This is a genomic window from Bombilactobacillus sp. ESL1094 (assembly GCF_058107425.1).
Window position 1 is genome coordinate 1,741,810 of the sequence record NZ_JBYLUM010000001.1, and the last position, 20,982, is coordinate 1,762,791.

General features: G+C 37.6%; 20 protein-coding genes. 15 read left to right on the plus strand and 5 right to left on the minus strand.

Annotated elements, in window-relative coordinates:
• Positions 1 to 90 precede the first annotated feature (90 nt).
• Positions 91 to 1,485, plus strand: coding sequence for an NADP-dependent phosphogluconate dehydrogenase (gndA, locus tag AC3B5S_RS08285; protein WP_489790350.1), 1,395 nt, complete (start codon positions 91 to 93; stop codon positions 1,483 to 1,485).
• A gap of 54 nt (positions 1,486 to 1,539) precedes the next feature.
• Positions 1,540 to 2,025: a ribose 5-phosphate isomerase B gene (gene rpiB / locus AC3B5S_RS08290; protein WP_489757988.1), complete on the plus strand. Its 486-nt coding sequence runs from the start codon at positions 1,540 to 1,542 to the stop codon at positions 2,023 to 2,025.
• 228 nt (positions 2,026 to 2,253) lie between these two features.
• On the opposite strand, the gene guaB is transcribed toward rpiB, so the two are convergent.
• Positions 2,254 to 3,393, minus strand: coding sequence for an IMP dehydrogenase (gene guaB / locus AC3B5S_RS08295; protein WP_489757989.1), 1,140 nt, complete (start codon positions 3,391 to 3,393; stop codon positions 2,254 to 2,256).
• Positions 3,394 to 3,687: 294 nt separating this feature from the next.
• Between guaB and AC3B5S_RS08300 the strand changes: the two genes are divergently transcribed.
• Positions 3,688 to 4,395: a hypothetical protein gene (locus tag AC3B5S_RS08300; protein WP_489790351.1), complete on the plus strand. Its 708-nt coding sequence runs from the start codon at positions 3,688 to 3,690 to the stop codon at positions 4,393 to 4,395.
• A 21-nt stretch (positions 4,396 to 4,416) separates the two neighbouring features.
• The gene (coaBC, locus tag AC3B5S_RS08305) at positions 4,417 to 5,628 is read left to right on the plus strand and encodes a bifunctional phosphopantothenoylcysteine decarboxylase/phosphopantothenate--cysteine ligase CoaBC (RefSeq protein ID WP_489790352.1); all 1,212 of its coding nucleotides are present in this window, start codon (positions 4,417 to 4,419) and stop codon (positions 5,626 to 5,628) included.
• A gap of 98 nt (positions 5,629 to 5,726) precedes the next feature.
• Here coaBC and AC3B5S_RS08310 read toward each other — a convergent pair whose 3' ends face one another.
• Complete coding sequence (locus AC3B5S_RS08310; RefSeq protein WP_489790353.1) at positions 5,727 to 6,578, minus strand: aldo/keto reductase; 852 nt, start codon at positions 6,576 to 6,578, stop codon at positions 5,727 to 5,729.
• A gap of 85 nt (positions 6,579 to 6,663) precedes the next feature.
• Here AC3B5S_RS08310 and AC3B5S_RS08315 point away from each other — a divergent pair, with 85 nt between their 5' ends.
• Complete coding sequence (locus tag AC3B5S_RS08315) at positions 6,664 to 7,062, plus strand: MerR family transcriptional regulator (protein WP_489757993.1); 399 nt, start codon at positions 6,664 to 6,666, stop codon at positions 7,060 to 7,062.
• 37 nt (positions 7,063 to 7,099) lie between these two features.
• Positions 7,100 to 8,191, plus strand: coding sequence for a CAP domain-containing protein (locus AC3B5S_RS08320; RefSeq protein WP_489790354.1), 1,092 nt, complete (start codon positions 7,100 to 7,102; stop codon positions 8,189 to 8,191).
• Between the two features lie 124 nt (positions 8,192 to 8,315).
• Here the strand turns inward: AC3B5S_RS08320 and AC3B5S_RS08325 are convergent, their stop codons facing one another.
• Positions 8,316 to 8,810: a cupin domain-containing protein gene (locus tag AC3B5S_RS08325; RefSeq protein ID WP_489775374.1), complete on the minus strand. Its 495-nt coding sequence runs from the start codon at positions 8,808 to 8,810 to the stop codon at positions 8,316 to 8,318.
• 169 nt (positions 8,811 to 8,979) lie between these two features.
• Here AC3B5S_RS08325 and AC3B5S_RS08330 point away from each other — a divergent pair, with 169 nt between their 5' ends.
• The 3 genes from AC3B5S_RS08330 (at position 8,980) to AC3B5S_RS08340 (ending at position 11,213) form a co-directional block, all read left to right on the plus strand.
• Positions 8,980 to 9,750: an SDR family oxidoreductase gene (locus AC3B5S_RS08330; RefSeq protein WP_489775373.1), complete on the plus strand. Its 771-nt coding sequence runs from the start codon at positions 8,980 to 8,982 to the stop codon at positions 9,748 to 9,750.
• Between the two features lie 31 nt (positions 9,751 to 9,781).
• A complete protein-coding gene (locus AC3B5S_RS08335) occupies positions 9,782 to 10,744 on the plus strand; it encodes an aldo/keto reductase (RefSeq protein WP_489775372.1) in 963 nt (320 codons plus the stop codon).
• 79 nt (positions 10,745 to 10,823) lie between these two features.
• Positions 10,824 to 11,213, plus strand: coding sequence for a MerR family transcriptional regulator (locus AC3B5S_RS08340; protein ID WP_489790355.1), 390 nt, complete (start codon positions 10,824 to 10,826; stop codon positions 11,211 to 11,213).
• Between the two features lie 108 nt (positions 11,214 to 11,321).
• Here the strand turns inward: AC3B5S_RS08340 and AC3B5S_RS08345 are convergent, their stop codons facing one another.
• Positions 11,322 to 11,804, minus strand: a complete 483-nt coding sequence (locus AC3B5S_RS08345; protein WP_489757999.1) for a hypothetical protein — start codon at positions 11,802 to 11,804, stop codon at positions 11,322 to 11,324.
• Between the two features lie 147 nt (positions 11,805 to 11,951).
• On the opposite strand from AC3B5S_RS08345, the gene AC3B5S_RS08350 reads away from it, so the two are divergent.
• On the plus strand, positions 11,952 to 13,481 hold the full coding sequence (locus tag AC3B5S_RS08350; RefSeq protein ID WP_489790356.1) for a gluconokinase: 1,530 nt from the start codon (positions 11,952 to 11,954) through the stop codon (positions 13,479 to 13,481).
• Between the two features lie 172 nt (positions 13,482 to 13,653).
• Here the strand turns inward: AC3B5S_RS08350 and AC3B5S_RS08355 are convergent, their stop codons facing one another.
• A complete protein-coding gene (locus AC3B5S_RS08355) occupies positions 13,654 to 14,703 on the minus strand; it encodes an aldose epimerase family protein (RefSeq protein WP_489790357.1) in 1,050 nt (349 codons plus the stop codon).
• A 126-nt stretch (positions 14,704 to 14,829) separates the two neighbouring features.
• Here AC3B5S_RS08355 and AC3B5S_RS08360 point away from each other — a divergent pair, with 126 nt between their 5' ends.
• From AC3B5S_RS08360 to AC3B5S_RS08380, 5 genes are all read left to right on the plus strand, one after another.
• Complete coding sequence (locus AC3B5S_RS08360; protein ID WP_489758002.1) at positions 14,830 to 15,918, plus strand: GntR family transcriptional regulator; 1,089 nt, start codon at positions 14,830 to 14,832, stop codon at positions 15,916 to 15,918.
• Positions 15,919 to 16,197: 279 nt separating this feature from the next.
• Positions 16,198 to 17,802: a xylulokinase gene (locus AC3B5S_RS08365; RefSeq protein ID WP_489790358.1), complete on the plus strand. Its 1,605-nt coding sequence runs from the start codon at positions 16,198 to 16,200 to the stop codon at positions 17,800 to 17,802.
• 3 nt (positions 17,803 to 17,805) lie between these two features.
• A complete protein-coding gene (locus tag AC3B5S_RS08370) occupies positions 17,806 to 18,537 on the plus strand; it encodes an L-ribulose-5-phosphate 4-epimerase (RefSeq protein WP_489758004.1) in 732 nt (243 codons plus the stop codon).
• 16 nt (positions 18,538 to 18,553) lie between these two features.
• Entirely contained in the window at positions 18,554 to 19,975 is a 1,422-nt protein-coding gene (gene araA, locus AC3B5S_RS08375) for an L-arabinose isomerase (protein WP_489775367.1), read from the plus strand.
• Between the two features lie 29 nt (positions 19,976 to 20,004).
• Positions 20,005 to 20,964 carry a glycoside hydrolase family 43 protein gene (locus tag AC3B5S_RS08380; RefSeq protein ID WP_489790359.1) on the plus strand — a complete coding sequence of 320 codons (960 nt, stop codon included), beginning with the start codon at positions 20,005 to 20,007 and terminating at the stop codon, positions 20,962 to 20,964.
• Positions 20,965 to 20,982 lie beyond the last annotated feature (18 nt).

Here is a 20,982-nt window from a genome sequence, read left to right on the forward strand (position 1 = left end):
GATTTATCGTTTTGTGTCAAACGTTTAAATTATCATGAAAGTTTATAATATCTATTGTGTAGTGTAACTAAAAAATGGGAGGAACTTACAATGCAAAATATTGGCGTAATGGGAATGGCAGTTATGGGAAGAAATTTAGCTGTTAATATTAGTAAAAATGGTTATTCAGTCTCTGTTTATAATATTACAAGAAAAGAAACTGATGATTTAGTCTCACAGTTTAAAGGTAAAAAAATTGTCGGGACTTATGACTTACAAGAATTTGTCAATTCTTTAGAAAAACCTAGAAAAATTATTTTAATGATCAAAGCAGGCAAACCAGTTGATGAAGTTATTGAAAATATTAAAGGTTTACTGAGCAAGGGAGATATATTAATTGATGGGGGAAATTCTAATTTTAGAGATACAAATCGACGGAGTAAATATTTAACTAAAAGCGGAATTAATTACATTGGTATGGGTGTTTCTGGAGGTGAATTAGGTGCGTTACATGGTCCTTCTATTATGCCGGGCGGTGATAAAGAGGCCTATAAAAAAGTTAAGAGTATTTTAGAAAAAATATCTGCCAAAACAGAAGATAATGAACCTTGTGTTACGTATATTGGCCCAGAAGGTTCAGGCCATTATGTAAAAATGATTCATAACGGAATAGAATATGGAATTATGGAGAGTATTTCAGAAGTTTATTATTTAATGAGAAATGTTTTCAATATGAAAAATAGTGAAATGAGTGAAATTTTTGGTGAATGGAACGATGGTGAATTAAAAAGTTATCTAATTTCGATAACAAAAGATATTTTAGAAGCAAAAGACTCGAAAATTGGTAAATACATGCTTGATGTTATTTTAAACAAAGCAAGTTATAAAGGGACAGGTAATTGGATGGTTGAAGAAGCCATGCAGGTTGGAGCTCCAATATCTTTGATAACGTCTGCTGTTTTTGCACGTTTTATTTCAGATAAAGAATATACGTTAAAATTAAAACAAAGTAATCTTGATAGTTGTAGAATAAGCGATGATTTGATTCTGAAATTAGAGCAAAGTTTGTATTTGGCAACTATTGTTAGCTATGCACAAGGCTTTGAACAAATGAGTAAGGCAAGCCAAAAATATCGATGGAATTTAAAGTTAAAAAATATTGCACAGGTCTTTGAAGCAGGTTGTATTATTCAAGCAGATATCTTAAAAGATATTGAAAAAGCATATGAAAAAGATTCAGAAATTGATAATATCCTGTTAGATTCATATTTTAATACAAAAGTTGTTAAATATATTGATGCTTTGAGAGAAGTAGTTGAATTAGCCATTAAAAATCATTTACCAGTTCCTAGTTTAACTGCCGCTTTAAGTTATTTGGATTCAATTTCTAGAAATGACTTACCTGCTAATATGATTCAAGCTCAGAGGGATTACTTTGGGGCACATACTTTTCAGCGTAATGATGAATCTGGAACATTTCATAACGAATGGTACGAAGAAATTTAGTATTTTACTACACTGATATTTAAACGTAACTTATAAGAGGGTAACAAAATATTTATGAAAACTAGAAAAATTGTAATTGGTTCAGATCATGCAGGATTTAAATTGAAAAATAGTATTTTAGATTACGTAAAAGGTTTAGGATTAATTATTGATGATGTTGGTACCTATAGCTTAGAAAGTACTGATTATCCTAGGTATGGTAAGCTAGTTGGTGACAAAGTCTCTTCTGGCAAATATGATTTTGGCATTGCAATATGTGGTACAGGTGTTGGTATTGGCATTGCAGCAGGCAAAGTTAAAGGAATTCGAGTATGTACATGTAGTGAACCTTATAGTGCAATAATGTCAAGAAAACATAATAATGCCAATGTTTTAACCTTTGGCTCAAGAGTAGTCGGAGAAGAGTTAGCCAAATTAATTGTTAAGATGTGGCTTGAAACAGATTTTGAAGGTGAGAGGCATGCTAGAAGGGTTGCAGAATTGAATGCTGAAGATCAGAATGATGAGATTGAATTTGAGAGACTATTGAAAGAAAATTAGGGTTCTGAGATATATGATATAACCCTGAAAAATATGCAAATAAGTCATGAAAACTTAAAAATAATTGTAATTATATTTGCTATAAAATTAAGCGAAGCTAAACATGTAATAATGTTTAACTTCGCTTAATTGTTGCTTATCTAAATTTTGAGTGTGATTATTAAAATAATAATACTTTCACAGAGATATATTGTTTAGAGGTTAATTATCCATAAAAGTCATTTATCATTATTTACCACTATAATTAGGGGCTTCATGAGTAATAGTTACATTATGAGGATGTGATTCAATTAAGCCCGCGTTAGTAATTTGAATAAATTGTGCATGATCAATTAAATCTTGAATGGTATGTGCCCCCACATAACCCATACCAGAACGCAAACCACCAGCAATTTGAAATAAGATATCTGCAACATCACCTTTATATTTGGTTTTGCCTTCAATACCTTCCGGAACTAATTTTTTAGTTTCGTGAACATTACCTTGAAAATAGCGATCAGATGAGCCTTTTTGCATAGCAGCTAAGGAGCCCATACCACGATACGCCTTATATTGTTGCCCAGCAGCATCGCTAAAAATTTCTCCCGGAGCTTCTGTAGTGCCAGCTAGCATACTGCCTAACATTACAGCATTACCACCCGCGGCTAAAGCTTTCACAACATCACCAGAGTATTTAATGCCACCGTCAGCAATAATTTGTTTACCCATTTTTTGTGCAACTTGTGCCGCATCAAAAATAGCGGTAATTTGCGGTACACCGACACCAGCGACCACACGAGTCGTACAGATAGATCCCGGACCAATCCCCACTTTAACTACATCAACGCCAGCATCAAATAAAGCTTGGGTACCACTAGCAGTGGCGACATTACCCGCAATGATAGTTAGATCTGGAAAATGATTTTTAATTTCGGCAATTTTTTCTAAGACGCTTTTTGAGTGTCCATGGGCGGTATCGATCACAATGGCATCGACTCCTGCAGTTAACAACGCCTGTGTTCTGTCAAAAGTATCATTGGTGATTCCCACTGCAGCGGCGACTAATAAGTGTCCGCTTTCATCAACAGCTGCAGTTTTACTGGTGGCTAGTTCAGCCTTAACTGCTTGTACTTGCTGAGCTTGGCTTGGAATACTCATATTTTTATGAATAACACCTAGACCACCTTGTAAAGCCATAGCTTTGGCCATTGGTTCTTCTGTGACAGTATCCATTCCAGCACTTAAGATTGGTAAGTGTAATTTGAGATTATTTCCCAATTGAGTTTCCAACTTAACTTCACGTGGTAAAATATCACTAGCTGCTGGAACCAATAAAACATCATCAAAAGTTAAGCCTTGTTTTAAGAATTTTTCCTGTGCTTGCAACAAAATCCCTCCTATAAGAATTTGATTATGTAAATTGATATTAATTTACCATAAATTAAGGCTTTGTCAATTGTTGCTTCTTAATTTGAGATGAAATCGTCTTGTTTAAATGACTTGATTTTTAAAAAAAGTTCATTGATTTTGCAAAATAGTTATAAATACTATCTTGAATATGAATAATAAGTTCTAATTGCTCAGCTCTGAGTCAGCTGGACAGCGTAAAAAAGGATTGTTATTTATCTTAAAAGATTATAAAATTTTACCTAGGATAAACTTAAAGAAAAGAAGGTGGTTAGTTTGAATCAAAAAACACACTTACATAAAGCTATCTATAATTGGCAATTTAATGATCAAGGACAAATTCAAGCACCACAACAAGCTTTACCGTTAGAATTACAAAAAAGAAAACAATATTTTACACGATTTGCACAGTTGCAGCCGTTTACTTTGATGACTTATATTTTTCCAGAGCAAGAACAAATTACGGATATTAAAGCCAGTTTTGAACGCAAATTTCACCAACCATGGTTAGAAGTAGACGAAGCTGTCTGGCAAATGAAAAATAGTGCTGATAGTTATCAATATGAACACGCAGTGTTGGTTGCAGTAATTGCTCATTATGTCACCTTGCGAGAAAATAAGTTTGTGCCACAAACTGCAGCTCAAAACCGGCTGTGGCAATCGATTATTTCTTGGCAACAAACTCCACAACAAGCGTTGATGTGTCCCAAAAGTCAATTACCAACGGTAATTCAACAGCGGATCAAAGCTTTAGCTCAAATTGCACCGACAGCTATGTCACCATTTGAAGAACTCATGTATATTTGGCCAGATCCGCGACAAATCGAAATTACCAAAAAGTTTTTTGAACAGCGAACCCATCAAACTTGGCCGCCAGTAGCGCCGTTAATTAGTGCTTGGCGGCAAAGCGAGTTATGTATTGATTACGAATTAGCCATTATGATGGCTGTGGTATTTGGCTTACAAGCCAAGGTTATTGCTTAAAGATTATTGAGGAAAAAGTCAATGTTAAAAAATCAACATATTACATTGTTTGTGACAGGTAGTATTGCGGCTTATCGGGCCTTAGAGTTGACCCGTCTGCTGATTAAACAACAAGCACAAGTCCAAGTAGTGTTAACTAAAGCTGCGGAGAAATTTGTTACCCCATTAAGTTTTCAAGTTTTAGCGCAGCGTCCGGTTTACACAGATATGTTTGATGCTACGGTTGATAAAGTTTTACACGTTCAATTAGCCCAATGGACGGACTTGGCAGTAGTGGTCCCAGCGAGCGCAGATTTGATTGCGAAAATGGCTATCGGTTTAGCAGATGATCTGGCTAGTTTGACCTTACTAGCGACTAAAGCACCTAAATTGGTAGTACCAGCCATGAATGATCAAATGTGGTTCAATCCAGCTACTCAGCGTAATTTACAAACCTTACAGGCTGATGGTGTACAAATAGTGGAACCCACGGTGGGTTTTTTAGCAGAAGGCTATCAAGGCAAGGGACACCTGGCTGAACCTGAGCAGATTATGGCTCAAATTCAAACTTTATTAACGCGTTCAACTGCGTTAGCTGGTAAACACATTGTAGTAACAGCTGGCGGTACGCGCGAACGGATTGATCCAGTGCGCTTTTTAGCCAATGATTCATCCGGTAAAATGGGTTATGCGATTGCGCAAGCTTTAAGACAACGAGGAGCCACGTTAACTTTAATTAGCGGTCCAACTAAACTAGCTCCTGTTGCTGGCGTCGATATGGTGGCAGTGCAAACCAGTGCGCAAATGCAAGCAGCAGTGTTAAAGCATTTTCCCGTAAGTGATGGCCTGGTGATGGCGGCGGCGGTGACTGATTTTCGTCCAGTTAACACTGCTAAACAAAAAATTAAAAAAACTGCCGCGCAAACTTGGACATTAGAATTAGAAAAAACTTCCGATATTTTACAAGCTGTCGCTCAAATTAAACAACCACAGCAAGTAACGGTCGGCTTTGCGGCAGAAACTCAGAATTTGCAGGCTAATGCGCAACATAAATTAGAGAGTAAACACTTAGATTTAGTGGTAGCTAATGATGTTTCTCAACCGGGAGTGGGTTTTAACGGGGATACCAATCAAGTGACCATGCTGCAAAAAAATCACGCCCCGATTACAACGGAGTTGTTATCTAAAACAGCCATTGCGGACTTGATTGTCGATCAGTTAGCCCATTTGTTTCATGATAAACAGCACAATTAGTTAAAAAATAAAAAAGCAGGAATACTCTGAATCCATTGGCAGTTCTGGGATTCAGTCAATCCTGCTTTTTTTATTTCTATTATATAGATAGTTGGTACCTAGAGTTTAAAATCCGTGATGGAGTCTACCACTTCAGGATCGCGATGATCGAAAAATAAGCTTTGATTGGTGTCGAGTTGCTGAATTTGTTGGAATTCGGTAGCGGTTAGTTCAAAGTCCCAAATATCTAAGTTTTCTTGCATCCGTTCCGGATGGGTGGATTTTGGAATAATAATGACTCCCATTTGAGTTAAATAACGTAAAGCCACTTGCGCTGCAGTTTTATGGTGGTTAGATCCAATTTGGATTAAAGTTTCATTGTGAAAGAAGTTATTGCGGCCTTCAGCAAAGGGCCCCCAAGACTCTAATTTAGTACCGTGTTGTTTTAAATAAGGTCGTTCCGCTTGTCGCTGATAAAAGACATGGGTTTCCAATTGATTGACGGCTGGTACGACTTGATTAAACTTAACTAAATCCACGTAACGATCAGCGTAAAAATTAGATACGCCAATTGCCCGGATCTTACCGGCTTGATATAAGTCTTCCAGGGCGCGGTAAGCACCATAATAATCATTATAAGCTTGATGTAATAATACCAAGTCTAAATAGTCGGTTTGTAATTTGTTTAATGACTCTTCCACGGAAGACTTGGTCTTATCATAACCGTAATTCGAAACCCAAACCTTAGTTGTTAAAAAAAGATCTTGGCGATTAATGGGACTGTCTTTAATAGCTTGGCCCACCGCCTGCTCATTGTGGTAGGCTTGCGCTGTGTCGATTGCTCGATAGCCAATGTCTAAAGCAGATAGGACTGCTTGTTGAGTTGCTTCATTAGCAATTTGGTAAACCCCAAAACCTTCCTGTGGCATTTGTACACCGTTATTTAAAGTAATTTTAGGTATATCAGTCATTTTGAAACCTCCTTTAATTAGTTGTATAGTTATCTTACTACCTTCGAGTAACACGAATGCAAGACTTTAATTAAGGGGAATAGCTATGTTGTTAACAGTTAAACAAGTCGCGAAAAAATTAAACTTAAGTGAATATACCATCCGTTTTTACACTGATCGGGGATTAGTTCCGACCGTGCAACGTGATCATTTAAATCGACGTTTATTTGATCAAGCCTCATTAAACTGGTTACAAGGTTGCCATTATTTAAGACAATCCGGACTGAGTGTAGCGACAGTTAAACAGTATGTTGATTTATGTCTACAAGGTTCGCAAACCATACCGCAACGTTACGAATTGATTCAACAACAATATCTGAAGACCCAAGAACAATTAGTTGAAACGAAGCAACGGCTACAGTATTTAGAGCACAAAAAAGAAATTTATGCACAGTCTTTAAAAAATCCGCAGCAAGATCAATTAAATCCAAAAACATGGGCTTAATTAAGATTGAATATTTAAATTGGGAAGAAGAATTAATATGAAACACCAAAAGATTTTAACAGTACTATTGAGCAGCCTGGTCTTTATGATCATTGCCTTTAATCATGACCAACAGCCAGTCCAAGCTGCTGATTTTAATTATCCAGTCGCGACTGCCACTCAACAACCGACGACACCATTGTTTGATCGTAAAGGCGATAAGTTAAGTAAAACCGTTGCTGCCCAGACCTCTTGGCGCGTGGGTGATATTCAAGTCATTAATGGTCAGAAAATGTATTTGATTGGTCCTAATCTGTGGTTACCAAGTTCCAGTAGTACCAATAACTTTGTTCCTAGTCAGTATGCCTATCATGTTGCGCGTGTCATTACGCCTAAGAAAAAAGTAGCTGCTTTATATGACAACCAAGGACAAAAAGTATTACGGCAAACCGTGGCCAATTTTTCTGATTGGAAAGTAGGCCATATTAAAACTATCCGTAATCAAACTTACTATCAAATTGCTGCTAACGAATGGCTCAATGCGCAGGATGTCTATGTGAACTTTGCAACTACTAATAATATGTCGCCCATCACCGTGGTGACTGATAATTCACAGGCTCATTCCACGCCAACGGCTAACCAAGAAGCCCAACAAGATTTTGACGCTAGTGTGGTTAAGGAGGCCATGCTACAAGAGTTAAATCGTTTACGATCTCTAAATAATTTAGCCAGTTTACAGGAAAATACCGCATTAACACAGTTTTCTATGCAGCGGGCCCAAACTTTAGCAGCTAAGGGGCAATTAGATGACCATGATGGATGGTATGAAAATGTTTATCCGCAAAATTCCTATGCTTTAATGGGTGAAAATCTTGATCAAAATGAACTGCAGGCTACGCCACAACAAGATGCCATTTTAGCAACTAGCGATTTCTTTCATGAGTATTACAGCACTAATGATGGTCACCGCAAAAATATGCTGAGCCCATTTTATACGCAAGTCGGTATTGGTGTGGCTATCGATTCGACGGGACTGATATATACCGTACAAACATTTGCCACGCCACAAGCAGATTTTGATTATACGGAAGTGACAGCAGTTAATAACTATAATAATGCTCCTGCTCCACAAGGAAAATATGATCATTAAATGTTTACGATAAATCATTTTCCTAAGTTGTGTTCGGATCTTCAGCAATTAAAGAGGGGGATTTAGTTGAACCACTTGTTGTAACAAAATGCAATTTCACAACTTTATAATATAAACAAAAGGCCTATGAATCTAACTGTTCGTAGGCCATTTTTTTAATTAAGTTAGCGTGTTGGGGATATTGTTTAATTAATTCTTGTTGAGTAAATAATTCAAAATCTCGCTCATCATAACCAGGAGCGACGACACAACTAACCAAACTGAATCCTTGCTCGACACTGGAACCAAAAATCGTATTTTTAGGTACTGTATATGATAATTGTTGGCCGTGTTGAATGTCCGGACCAATCTTAAGCAATTGGTAACTCCCATCAGGGAATAAGCAATGGACATCTAAAGCATCACCTAGATGATAGTACCAAGTTTCATCGGATTTTAATCGGTGCAAATGCGAAGGATTATTGGCCGTTAATAAAAATAAAATCGAAGTATATAAGGCGCGTTGACCCTGGGGAGTGGAGATTAATTGTGAGCTTCTTTGAGTTTCTTTAAAGTAACCTCCTTCAGGATGGGGATTTAAATTTAAAGCAGTTTTAATTGTAGAAATGTTTAATGACAAGTGACAAACGTCCCTTCTGAAATTTAATGAGTAGTAATAAGAACATTCTAACAAGAAATCAAAGCCGTGAAAAATAATTATTAGTAATCGAATGTGAAAGACTTGCTCTGAAGTAAACTTCAGGGTTTACAATCAATAACAATCTACAGGAGAGGAGAACAATTAAGTAATGACCAAATTATTAGCTAATAAAGTCGCGTTGGTGACTGGAGGTAATTCTGGCATTGGTTTAGCAACAGCACAAGCTTTAGTTGAAGCAGGAGCCTTCGTTTATATTACGGGTAGAAGAGAACCAGTTCTCCAACAAGCTGTGCAACAACTTGGTAAAAACAGTGCTTATGTTCGGGCGGATGTTAGTGTATTTGATGATATGCAACGAGTTGCGCAAACTATTCAAGAACAAGCAGGCCAATTAGACATTGTTTTCGCCAATGCGGGTGTAGGTCAATATATTGCTTTAGGAAAAATGACTTCCAAGCAAATTGATCAAGTTTTAAACACGAACGTCAAAGGAACGATTTTAACAGTGCAAGCCGTCTTACCATTATTGACGACAGGCGCTTCAATTATTTTAAATACGTCAGTTACCGCTAATTTAGGAATTCCGAATTTTAGTTTATATGCCGCTTCTAAAGCTGCAGTGCGTTCTTTTATTCATAGTTGGACGGCTGATTTACAAGACCGGCAAATTCGCGTTAATGCTGTTAGTCCAGGGGTAGTCCCCACACCAGCAGCGACCGGAGAATTGGGACGCTCACCGCAACAAGAACAGGCTAAACAACAACACCGCGCCCAGTTAACGCCCTTAAAGCGCGTAGGCCAAGTTGAAGATATTAGTCAAGCAGTGCTCTTTTTAGCTAGTGATCAAAGTGCCTTTATTACTGGTACAGAAATCACGGTTGATGGCGGTTTATCAGCTGTATTTGCCAATGAATTATAAATTTTAATCAATAAAAAGAGGAGTTTCAACTATGAAAACACGCATTTTAGGACGAGATTTACGCGTTCCAGCAATTGGTTTGGGGATTATGGGCATGGATCATGCTTACGGTCCGCAAGCTGATCGCCAACAAATGATCGAATTAATTCGGCATTCAGTTGAGTTAGGGGGCAATTTCTTTGATACCGCTCCAGTTTATGGCCCAGGTAATGAAAAATTATTGGGAGCGGCTCTAAAGCCGATTCGCAATCAAGCCATCATTGCCACGAAGTTTGGCATCACGGGACAAAAAGTCATTGATGGTCAGCCAACGAATGTTTTGGACAGTCAACCGGACTCAATTCATCAGCAAGTGGAACAATCACTTAAACGCTTACAAACAGACCATGTTGATTTGTTGTACCAACATCGTGTTGATCCTAACGTTGCTCCAGAAACAGTGGCGGAAGTTATGAATGACTTAATTAAAGAAGGTAAGATTTTACATTGGGGTGTGTCCAATGCACCGATAGATTATATTAAGCGAGCACATCAAGTTTCGCCTTTAACTGCCATGGAAAATCAGTATTCAATGGTTTATCGTAAGCCAGAAACAGAATTATTTGCTTTGTGTGAACAATTAGGTATTGGCTTTGTGGCTTACAGTCCGTTAGGCAACGGCTTTTTAAGTGGCAAGTATCAACCAGGTGAAAAATATGCCGCAGGTGATTTTCGAAATACGATGAGTCGCTTTAAACCAGAAGTCATGAAACAAAATCAAGTCGTTTTAGACTTGTTACAACAATTAGCGGCACAAAAACATGCGACTTCTGCGCAAATAGTTTTAGCTTGGGAAATTGCGCAAAAAGATTATATTGTTCCCATTCCTGGTACCACCAAAATGAAACGTTTGGCAGAAAACTTAGGTGCAAGTGAAGTGGAATTATCAACTAGTGAAATGCAACAAATTAATCATGAATTAGATCAAATGAATATTAATGAAGCGCATTTTTAGAGGATAATGAGCGAATGGCATCCTAGATCATTAGTTGCTTGTGTTATGCTAGATATATTAATGATTGGTGGTTAGTCAAATGAACATAAAACAAGTCAGTCAAAAAACTGGCGTCAATATTGATACAATTCGTTATTGGGAAAAAGTGGGGGCTATTCCGCCAGTTACTAGAAAGAATAATCACTACCGTGATTATCAAACCGAAGATGTTAATTGGATTTATTTGGCTAAACAGTTTCGCGCTGCGGGAATATCCTTGAAAGCGCTCATTGAATATGTTGATTTGTTTTTTCAGGGGAAGCAAACCATTCCTCAACGTAAACAAATTTTAATCGAGCAACGCGATGAATTGGGCCAAAAGATTCAACGAATGCAGGCCACTTATCAACGACTCGATCAAAAGATTGATGGCTATGAGCAACGTTTATTAAAGTATGAAAATGATAAACTACGAACTCCTAAAGAGTAATAGTTAGTGTCGAAAAACTTAAATTGATGGATTTAAAAAGACTAGAACCATGAAGTCCGGACAATAAATTGATGCTCACATTTTGTCCCAGCTTCGGTGCTAGTCTTTTTATTTTTTAGCATGAAAAACATTAAGCATGTGTTGAAAGCGCCAATCACTCAGCCGGTATAAAACTTGCATAATCCCACCTAAGAAGAGCAGTAAAATTAATAACCAGAAAAAGATCCAATTTAATTTAATTTCAAATAATTCCCATAATTCATAACTGGATTGGATACTATTTAATAAACCAGCCAACGCTACATACCACCAAGCAGTAGCTTTATTTAAAAAATTCATAGCTTCATGAAATTCATTTTCATCATGAACTGCTTGACGTAAAATAGTAGTGCCCCGTTTTTTTTCTAACCAAATTTTGTAAGGTGGAATTAACCACCATAAAGGCGATATTTTCTTAACATTAATGGAAATTTCACGGTAATTTGCCAAAAATTTACGATAATCTTGTAATTCCAAGCCGGCTTGATAAACCGGGTAAATAAACAGAAACCAATCACCTACAAAAGCTAAACAAGTTGTTAATAAATGCATATTAATCTCCCCAACGATAATTTACTACGATTACTGGTTAGTATCTTAAACTTTGCATATAGGAAATGCAATCGTTGCTGTCATTGCATTTGAAAGACGGAGTGTCAAACTAAAATAGGAGTATTGTTAAATAAAGGAGCAATCATCATGGATTATGTCGTGGGGTTAGATATTGGAACTACAAGTACTAAAGGAGTTTTATATGACAGGACAGGACTGATAGTTAGTCAAGCTCATCAGGGCTATCCTTTATATCGTGAAGCTAATGGTTTAGCCGAAGAAGATCCTGAAATTATCTTTCAGGCAGTAGTGACAGTTCTACAGACTATTTTTGCAGCAGTGAACAATAAGCAAGACATTCAAGCGATCGCTTTCTCAAGTGCTAATCAGAGTCTTATAGCTTTAGATCAATATCATCAACCATTAACGCGAATTATGACCTGGAATGACACGCGCGCTAGTAAATATGCCCAACAACTCAAAACGTCTTTACAGGGTACTAAAATTTATGAACGAACGGGAACGCCGCTGCATTCGATGTCTTTATTATGTAAACTTTTGTGGTTGAAAGAAGAACAACCGCAAATCTTTCAGCAGGCCCGCTATTATTGCGGCATTAAAGAATATGTTTTGTATCGTTTGTGTGGCGTTTGGCAAATGGATCTTTCTGTTGCGAGTTGTACTGGTTTATTTAACATTCAACAACAACAATGGGACCAAACAGCATTACACTTAGCGGGGATTAGGCAAAATCAGTTGCCACCAATCGTTGCTGCAGAAACGCAGTTTGCCGGTTTAAAGCAACAATATGCGCAAATTATTGGCTGTCCAGCTGATGTAATCTTTGTGCAAGGGGCTTTTGATGGGGCGTTATCTAATTTGGGAGTGGGCGCCTTAGATGAACACAGTGTCGCCATGACTATTGGGACTTCAGGAGCGGTTCGCATATTAACCAACCACCCCGTCATTGATTCTCAGCAACGATTATTTTGTTATTTATTGGATGCGAGCCATTATGTAGTTGGCGGTCCGGTAAATAACGGTGGCAATATCTGGCAGTGGGCCCGGGATAACTTATTGGATATGAAGGCTGACGAAAAGTTGGATTCCTATGCTTTATTGATGCAGATTGCTGCTACAGTACCAGTGGGAGCGAACGGTTTATTATTTCTGCCTTTTTTAAATGGTGAACGAGCTCCGCTTTGGAACGCGCAAGCACGAGGTTCTTTTGTCGGATTAAATGCTTTGCATACGCGATCTGATATGATTCGAGCAGTTTTAGAAGGCATTGTTTATAATTTGTATAGTGTTTATCAGGCAGTGAGTGAAGTCGGTGTTACTTCGCAACAAATCATTCTCACAGGGGGCTTTGTTCAGTCTAACTTAGGTTGTCAAATTGTGGCGGACGTCTTTGATCAACCAGTTGCTGTACCGTTGGCTTTTGAATCTTCATGCTTAGGAGCCGCTGTTATGGCAATGAAGTCATTAGGATGGGTGCCTGATTTTTCAGCGGTAACCCAGTTTGTTGGTCCCATGAAAACTTATAGGCCAATTAAGGATCATGTTGCTGTTTATCAAGAGCTCTTTCCAATTTATCAACGAGTAAGTGCTCAATTACAATCAGAATGTGCTGATCTTGCACAATTTCAAATTAGACACGCTCTTACTTCAGATTAAGTCTTGAAAAAAATGGTGAGTATTTAATTTCTAAGCAACTTTTGGTGCACCGCAAGCAGAACATTTTCGCTTAAATTGACAAAAATTTTTTGGTCACGTCCTCTTGACTAAAAAAAACTACCGTTACAATTTAATGTAACTGGTAGTTTAGTAGTTTATACTCAATTAAAAATTAAAAGATTAATTGATAACCGATTTGGTAATTTTTTGTTTCATTGGGTTGAATTAATATTGCATCTTCGACGTGCTCGTTTTGGCTGCTAGGCAGGGTTTCGGGTTCCAGTGCTAATCCTAAATAGGGAATGCCGACACCATGGGTGCGAGTTAAATTCATGTGCTCTTTGGTAAAGCTGTTGGCACTAAAGACAACTAAACCGTTTCTTTGGGAAAATAATTGAATCTGACATTGATTATTGGGGGCTGTTAATTCGGCAATTTTTTGTTCAGCGTCTGGTTGCACAATAAAAAGATCGTCGAAGCCTTTTTCAGCAGTCGTTTGTAATTGCGCAATGGCTGTTTTGAGTAAGTGTGGTGTTTGAAAGTCAAAGGGAGTCTGAGCGGTCGGTTGGAGACGACCAGTAGGAATTTTCTGGGAATCTAATTGCAGGACATGCTGACTATTGATTTGCAGTGTATGGTCTAAAATGGAATTAGTGGTTCCTAAGTTGAAATAAAGGTGCATGGTCGGATTGAACACACTCAGTTGGTCACTGTGGGCTTGAAAGCTAATGTTAATTCGATTGGTGTTGGTTAAGCTGTAAGTAATTTGAACTTGTAAATTACCCGGGAAACCATCAGTTTGGCTTAGTTGGTGATGCTGCAGAACAATTTGGGGTTCGGAAGCATTAGTTTGAATTTGTCCGTGCCAAAACTGAGAATTGAAACCGTGGGGACCGCCATGTAAGGTGGTTGTCTTTTCATTAGTGGGTAATTTCACCGTTTGGCCTGCTAAATGTAAAAGACCATCTTTGATGCGCCCTGCTGTTCGTCCAATGGCCATTCCCAGATAAAAGGGATTGGCTAAGTAATCTTTAGTGTGTGAATAATTTAAAATGAGATTTTGTCCGTTTGGTAAAGTAATTTCATAAACTAAAGCACCAAAGTCTAAAACTGATAAACGGACGCCGTTTTGATTAGTTAATGAAAATTTAGTAACGGGTTGATCTTGATAGTAATCAAATAAAGTTTGTGTCGTTTGAAAACTTGTTTGCTTTTGTGACATGGGAAACCTCCTGAAAAATTTAATTGAGATTTACAACTAGTTATTTTAAAATAAAACGGATTAATTAGTGCAATCCAAAATTTGCTATGATTGTCAAAAATGAAGATTAAAAAAGAGGTGGTAATAATGACTAATAAGTACCAGCAGGTGCATGATCAATTAAAAGCTGCTATTTTAACCGGTCAATATGCGGTTGATGAAAAATTGCCAACAGAAACGCAATTGATGCAAACTTTTCGAGTTTCACGTTACACTATCCGCCGAGCAATGACCGAGTTACAACAACAGCATTTAGTTTATAAAGTTCAAGGTGGTGGCACCTTTGTTCAAGATTGGCAAAAGAATTGGCGAACTAGTGCTGATAGTAAATTGATTGGCGTGATTACCACCCATATTGCAGATTATATTTTTCCCAGAATTATTTCTGGAATTGATCGGATTCTATCACAAGCCGGCTATTCTCTACTAATTGGCAATACTCACAATACTTATACCAAAGAACGGCAAAGTTTAATCAAATTGCTGGATGCACAGGTTGCAGGACTAATTATTGAGCCAACGCAAAGTGCTTTGCCGAATGCCAATTTGGATTTATATGAAAAAATCCAAGCTCAACATATTCCAACATTATTTATTAATGCTACTTATCCAGAAATGACATTTCCCAGTTTAACTATGGCGGATAGTGCCGCAGAAGAGCAATTGGTAGAGTATTTGTTGTCGTTAGGACATCGTAGTATTTTAGGGGTATTTAAAGTTGATGATCAACAAGGTGTCGAACGGATGCAAGGTTTTATTCGTGCTTACCAAAAGCACCCCCAGTTTGCTTATCAAAGTAATCTCATTATGTATCAGTCACAAGATGAGATTACTAAAATTTTGCAACGCATTGATAGTAATTTAGCATTAGCACATGCACCGACCGCTATTGCTTGTTACAATGATGAATTAGCAATTCAGCTAATTGATTATCTGCGAACCAAACATCTACGAGTTCCACAAGATTACTCAGTTGTGGGTTTTGATGATTATCAAATGTCAGAATACTTAAATCCGGCTTTAACAACTGTCAAGCATGAAAAAGAACAAATGGGTGAAGATGCTGGTAAAATGCTATTACAGTTACTACAAAAGAAAACTGTCCAATCTGTTCAATACCATCCACGCTTAATCAAGCGGCAATCTGTTACAACAATAGCACCTGATAAACAGTAAGGTCTTCGGGCTTTACTGTTTATTTTGCTTTTGTTTTTGGCTATTGACAGCGTTACGGTAAGCGCTATCTAAACGTTAGTATATTATTCCGGATAAATCAAGCTTTGATTTTTAAGCCTTTACTATATTTAACTTTGCTAAAAAAACATTAAAATTAAAAAATGGTACGGATAAATTTAAATACTATTGATTTATCGGGATGAATATTCTACAATGTAATTGTTTTTTGAAAACGTTTATTTACTGTTTTAAATAAATATTTTAGGAGAATTCATAGGAATGAAGTTAGTGGAGACTGTGCAAGCTATAAAAACAGGTGAAGTGAGCTTAGGAATTGAGTTGGGCTCAACACGGATTAAAGCGGTGCTAATTGATCAACAGTTTCAAACGATTGCTTCAGGTAGTTTTGATTGGGAGAATCAATTAATTGATAATCTTTGGACCTATTCTTTGGCAGAAGTTAAAACTGGTATTCAGACTAGTTATGCTCAATTGGCAGCACAGGTTCAAAGTCAATATCATATTCATTTGACTAAGATTAAGGCCATTGGTGTTAGTGCCATGATGCATGGCTACTTGGCTTTTGATCAATCCGGTCAATTACTGGTACCATTTCGCACTTGGCGGAACAATTCTACCCAACAAGCGGCTGATGAATTAACCGAATTGTTCAATTTTAATATTCCACAGCGTTATAGTATTGCTCATTTGTATCAAGCAATGTTAAATCAAGAACCGCATGTGGCCCAAATCGCGTTTGTGACAACACTTGCTGGCTATGTTCATTGGCAATTGTCTGGTCAAAAAGTTTTAGGAGTTGGCGATGCGTCAGGCATGTTTCCTATTGATAGTACAAACCTTCAATATGACAAACATTATTTAACTTTGTTTGAACAATTACCTTTAAAGCAACAATATCAGTGGCATTTGGACGATATTTTGCCACAAGTTTTGACTGCGGGCCAACAAGCGGGCACTTTAAGTAAGCAAGGTGCCAAGTTTTTAGATCCTAGTGGTAAGCTACAAGATGGTAGTTTGATGGCACCTCCTGAAGGTGATGCAGGAACAGGCATGGTAGCAACCAATAGTGTACGCCAACATACAGGTAATATTTCGGTAGGAACTTCGGCTTTTTCCATGGTGGTGTTAGACCAGCCGTTAAAGCAAGTTCATCGTGACATTGATGTCGTTACTACTCCTAGTGGTGCAGCTGTAGCAATGGTGCACATTAATAATTGTTCGTCTGATATTAATGCGTGGCTTTCGTTGTTTGGCGAATTTGCGCAACAATTAGGCGTCAATTTAACGAATGATCAATTATATGAACGTTTATTATTAATGACCACCCATGCGCAAGCTGATGCTGGCGGTTTAGTCAATTATAGTTATCTTTCAGGCGAAAATATTACACAAACCATTGCGGGTCGCCCATTATTTGTCCGGACGCCGGCAGCTAAATTGAACTTGGCTAATTTTATTTTGGCGCAGTTATACGCAGCTTTTGCCCCATTAAAGATAGGAATGGATATTTTAACACAAGAAGAACATATTTCGTTAGATGTGATGATTGCTCAAGGTGGTTTGTTTAAGACCCCAATTATTGCTCAGCAAGTGTTAGCTAATGCTCTAAATCTGCCAATTACCACGATGCAAACGGCACAAGCTGGTGGACCATGGGGAATGGCAATCTTAGCTAGTTATGTAGCAGATAATCCCAAGCAATTAACGCTAGCTGATTTTTTGGATCAACAAGTATTTGCTAAACCAGAAAGTATGACTCTAAGTCCTGAACCGCTGGGAGTTCAAGGTTATCAAAAGTTTTTAAATAATTATCAAGCCGGTTTGGATGTCGAACGCTTAGCAGGCAAAAATTTAAAGGAGTAGAACATGTTAGAACAATTAAAGCAAGAAGTTTATGAAGCCAATATGCAATTACCCAAGTTAGATTTAGTAACTTTTACTTGGGGAAATGTTTCAGGAATTGATCGCCAGCAAGGCTTATTTGTCATTAAGCCTTCTGGTGTTGCCTATGAAGATTTAACACCGCAGGATTTAGTGGTTGTTAATTTAAAAGGCGAAGTAGTGGAAGGCAAGATGAATCCTTCTAGTGATACACCGACACATACAGTTTTGTATAATGCTTTTCCCAAAATTGGTGGCATTGTTCATACACATTCACCATGGGCAGTGGCATTTGCAGCCGCAAAAATGGATATTCCTGCGTTGAATACCACGCATGCCGATACTTTTTATGGTGATGTACCTGCAGCTAAAGCCCTGACTAAACAAGAAATTACAGAAGATTACGAAGGTAATACTGGAAAAGCAATTGTTGAAACCTTTAAACAGCGTAAGCTGGATTATCAAGCAATTCCTGCGGCGTTAGTCAGTCAGCATGGTCCTTTTAGTTGGGGAGCTGACGCTAAGCAAGCTGTTTATAATGCCAAAGTTTTGGAGGTGGTTGCCGAAGAAGATTATCACACATTGCAATTGACACGCAATGACAGTCATGTGCCACAGTATTTGTTAGATAAACACTATTATCGTAAACATGGTCAAGATGCTTATTATGGTCAAAATAGTCAACATTCTCATGATCATGCTGTACGGGAAAATTAATTAGGAGTGGATGAAGATGTTAGAATTACCTAAATATGAATTTTGGTTTGCAGCCGGCAGTCAGCATTTATATGGTGAAGAAACTTTGAAGAGTGTGGCTGTGGATGCTAAAAAAATTGTGCAGGCTTTAAATGAAAGCGGTAAACTTCCTTATACGATTGTCTTCAAAGAAGTTTTAACCACAGCTGATGAAATTACACAGTTTATGAAAAAAGCTAATTATGAAGACCGAGTTGCTGGTGTGATTACTTGGATGCATACTTTCTCACCAGCTAAGAATTGGATTCGGGGTACAAAGTTATTACAAAAACCACTATTGCACTTTGCTACTCAATATTTAAATTATATTCCGTATGATGACATTGACTTTGACTATATGAATTTGAATCAAAGTGCCCACGGCGATCGGGAATATGGTTATATTAATGCACGTTTACAAAAGCATAATAAAGTTGTTTACGGACATTGGACGGATGAGAAAGTTCAACAAGAAATTGCTGATTGGCAAGATGTGGCTGTAGCATATGATGAATCCTTCAACTTAAAGGTAGCGCGTTTTGGTGACAATATGCGTAATGTTGCGGTAACTGAAGGTGATAAAATTCAGGCGCAAATTCAATTAGGTTGGACGGTTGATTATTATGGCGTTGGTGATTTAGTAGCTTCGATGAAGGAAGTTAGCGATGATGATGTTGAACAACAATATCAACAATTGCAAAAGGATTATCAATTAGTAGTCGGCGCTAATGATCAAAAGACTTATGAGCATGCTGTTCGTTATCAATTAAAGCAATATTTGGCTCTAAAGAAGTTCTTAGAACAAGGTGGTTACAGTGCCTTTACTTCAAACTTTGAAGATTTATGGGGATTAGAAGAGTTACCAGGATTATCAGCCCAATTGTTAATGCGAGATGGTTATGGTTTTGCTGGTGAAGGTGATTGGAAGACAGCTGCCTTGCTTCGAGTCTTTAAGATTATGACACATAACCAAAAGACGGCTTTTATGGAAGACTACACTTTGGATTTGCGCCCAGGTCACGAAGCAATTCTGGGTTCACATATGCTTGAAGTTGATCCTTCAATTGCTTCCGATCAAGTGCGGGTGGAAGTTCATCCATTGGATATTGGTGGCAAAGATGATCCTGCTCGTTTGGTCTTCACCGGTTCACAGGGTGATGCAATTGATATTACTTTAGCTGATTTTCGCGATGGCTTTAAGTTGATTGGTTATCCGGTTACTGGTCAAAAACCAGAAAAAGAAACACCACATTTACCAGTTGCTAAGCAAATGTGGACACCCAAAGCGGGATTAAAGAATGGTGCTACACAATGGATTCAAAATGGTGGTGGACACCATACGGTCTTTAGTTTTTCCGCCACGGCACAACAAGTTGAAGATTTGGCTACCCTTTATGGTATTAAGGCAGTTTTGATTTAAAACTTATTAAGTATTAGGAGATTATAGAAATGTCGAATTATATCAATCCGTTAATTATTCAAAGAGCAGATCCTTATATTTATAAACACACAGATAATTATTATTACTTTACTGCATCTGTACCGTCATATGATCTAATTGAAATTAGAAGATCTAAGACTTTAAATGGTTTAGCCCACGCGGCACCAAGAACTGTTTGGCGTAAACATGATTCTGGCCCGATGAGTCAGCTAATTTGGGCACCTGAAATTCATTATATAGATCATAAATGGTTTATTTATTTTGCGGCTGCCGAAACTAAAGCTTTAGATAATAACGGCATGTTTCAGCACCGTATGTTTTGTATAGAATGTGATGCTGAAGATCCTATGCAAGAAAATAATTGGTTTGAGCATGGTCAAATTGAAACGGGAATAGATAGCTTTTCTTTAGATGCGACTTGCTTTGAACATAATGGTGATTTGTACTATGTTTGGGCTCAGAAGGATCCAACAATCAAAGGGAATTCTAATTTGTATATTGCAAAAATGGAAAATCCTTGGACATTAAAAACTAGCCCCGTTCTTTTATCAGTTCCTGAATACGACTGGGAAACTAAAGGATTTTGGGTCAATGAAGGTCCAGCAGTTTTAAAGCATGATGGAAAAATCTTTTTAACTTATTCTGCTAGTGCTACAGATGAGAATTATTGTATGGGGATGTTAACCATTATTGATCAAAAAGATCTACTGGTAGCAGACAATTGGGTAAAAAGTAATCATCCGGTATTTCAAAGTGATTTAGGACAGCATCAGTACGGCCCGGGTCATAATAGTTTTACTATTTCTGAGGATAATAAAACTAATATATTGGTTTATCATTGCCGAGATTATACCGAAATCAAGGGAGATCCTTTATATGATCCCAATCGTCATACCAAAATTCAAGCATTTGATTGGAACAGCGATGGAACTCCTAATTTTGGCAAGCCAGTTCCTTACAATTACTAAAAAATATGAATAATAGAA

Coding starts and splice junctions, on each gene's coding strand:
- gndA (WP_489790350.1), top strand. CDS start 91: ATGCAAAATATTGGCGTAATGGGAATGGCAGTTATGGGAAGAAATTTA.
- rpiB (WP_489757988.1), top strand. CDS start 1,540: ATGAAAACTAGAAAAATTGTAATTGGTTCAGATCATGCAGGATTTAAA.
- coaBC (WP_489790352.1), top strand. CDS start 4,417: ATGTTAAAAAATCAACATATTACATTGTTTGTGACAGGTAGTATTGCG.
- AC3B5S_RS08310 (WP_489790353.1), bottom strand. CDS start 6,578: ATGACTGATATACCTAAAATTACTTTAAATAACGGTGTACAAATGCCA.
- AC3B5S_RS08315 (WP_489757993.1), top strand. CDS start 6,664: ATGTTGTTAACAGTTAAACAAGTCGCGAAAAAATTAAACTTAAGTGAA.
- AC3B5S_RS08320 (WP_489790354.1), top strand. CDS start 7,100: ATGAAACACCAAAAGATTTTAACAGTACTATTGAGCAGCCTGGTCTTT.
- AC3B5S_RS08330 (WP_489775373.1), top strand. CDS start 8,980: ATGACCAAATTATTAGCTAATAAAGTCGCGTTGGTGACTGGAGGTAAT.
- AC3B5S_RS08335 (WP_489775372.1), top strand. CDS start 9,782: ATGAAAACACGCATTTTAGGACGAGATTTACGCGTTCCAGCAATTGGT.
- AC3B5S_RS08340 (WP_489790355.1), top strand. CDS start 10,824: ATGAACATAAAACAAGTCAGTCAAAAAACTGGCGTCAATATTGATACA.
- AC3B5S_RS08345 (WP_489757999.1), bottom strand. CDS start 11,804: ATGCATTTATTAACAACTTGTTTAGCTTTTGTAGGTGATTGGTTTCTG.
- AC3B5S_RS08350 (WP_489790356.1), top strand. CDS start 11,952: ATGGATTATGTCGTGGGGTTAGATATTGGAACTACAAGTACTAAAGGA.
- AC3B5S_RS08355 (WP_489790357.1), bottom strand. CDS start 14,703: ATGTCACAAAAGCAAACAAGTTTTCAAACGACACAAACTTTATTTGAT.
- AC3B5S_RS08360 (WP_489758002.1), top strand. CDS start 14,830: ATGACTAATAAGTACCAGCAGGTGCATGATCAATTAAAAGCTGCTATT.
- AC3B5S_RS08365 (WP_489790358.1), top strand. CDS start 16,198: ATGAAGTTAGTGGAGACTGTGCAAGCTATAAAAACAGGTGAAGTGAGC.
- AC3B5S_RS08370 (WP_489758004.1), top strand. CDS start 17,806: ATGTTAGAACAATTAAAGCAAGAAGTTTATGAAGCCAATATGCAATTA.
- araA (WP_489775367.1), top strand. CDS start 18,554: ATGTTAGAATTACCTAAATATGAATTTTGGTTTGCAGCCGGCAGTCAG.
- AC3B5S_RS08380 (WP_489790359.1), top strand. CDS start 20,005: ATGTCGAATTATATCAATCCGTTAATTATTCAAAGAGCAGATCCTTAT.